1 protein-coding gene is annotated in these 1193 nt (G+C 63.0%); it reads left to right on the plus strand.

The window, feature by feature from the left end; translation table 11 throughout:
* Position 1 precedes the first annotated feature (1 nt).
* Positions 2-1192: an elongation factor Tu gene (gene tuf / locus L0U79_RS00010; RefSeq protein WP_233839828.1), complete on the plus strand. Its 1191-nt coding sequence runs from the start codon at positions 2-4 to the stop codon at positions 1190-1192.
* Position 1193: the final 1 nt, after the last annotated feature.

Raw genomic sequence — 1193 nt, forward strand, 5'->3', positions numbered from 1 at the left:
CATGGCAAAGGGTAAATTCGAACGCACCAAGCCACACGTGAACGTGGGCACGATTGGTCACGTGGACCACGGCAAGACGACGCTGACGGCAGCGCTGACGAAGATCGGCGCCGAGCGTTTCGGTGGTGAATTCAAGGCGTACGACCAGATCGACGCGGCGCCGGAAGAAAAGGCGCGCGGTATCACGATCTCCACGGCGCACGTGGAATACGAATCGCCGACCCGCCACTACGCGCACGTGGATTGCCCGGGCCACGCCGACTACGTGAAGAACATGATCACGGGTGCGGCGCAGATGGACGGCGCGATCCTGGTGTGCTCGGCCGCCGACGGCCCGATGCCGCAGACGCGCGAACACATCCTGCTCAGCCGTCAGGTGGGCGTGCCCTACATCGTCGTGTTCCTGAACAAGGCCGACATGGTGGACGACGCGGAGCTCTTGGAACTCGTCGAAATGGAAGTGCGCGAGCTGCTGTCCAAGTACGAATTCCCGGGCGACGACACCCCGATCATCAAGGGTTCGGCGCTGAAGGCGCTGGAAGGCGACCAGTCCGAAATCGGCGTGCCGGCGATCATCAAGCTGGTGGATGCGCTGGACACCTACATCCCGGAACCGGTGCGCGTGCTGGACAAGGCCTTCCTGATGCCGGTGGAAGACGTGTTCTCGATCTCCGGCCGTGGCACCGTGGTGACCGGTCGTGTGGAGACGGGCATCATCAAGGTCGGCGACGAAATCGAAATCGTGGGCCTGAAGCCCACGGTCAAGACCACCGTGACCGGCGTGGAAATGTTCCGCAAGCTGCTCGACCAGGGTCAGGCCGGCGACAACGTGGGTCTGCTGCTGCGCGGCACGAAGCGTGAAGACGTCGAGCGTGGCCAGGTGTTGGCCAAGCCCGGTTCGATCACCCCGCACACCGACTTCGAAGGCGAGATCTACGTGCTGTCGAAGGAAGAAGGCGGCCGTCACACCCCGTTCTTCAGCAACTACCGCCCGCAGTTCTACTTCCGTACGACGGACGTGACCGGAGCGATCAAGTTGCCGGAAGGCACGGAAATGGTGATGCCGGGCGACAACGTGAAGATCTCGGTGACGTTGATTGCGCCGATCGCGATGCAGGAAGGTCTGCGTTTCGCGATTCGCGAAGGTGGCCGCACCGTCGGCGCCGGCGTCGTCGCGAAGATCCTCAAGTAAG

The sequence above is a fragment of the Dyella sp. 2HG41-7 genome, assembly GCF_021390675.1.
In the GTDB taxonomy this organism is placed as follows: Bacteria; Pseudomonadota; Gammaproteobacteria; order Xanthomonadales; family Rhodanobacteraceae; genus Dyella_B.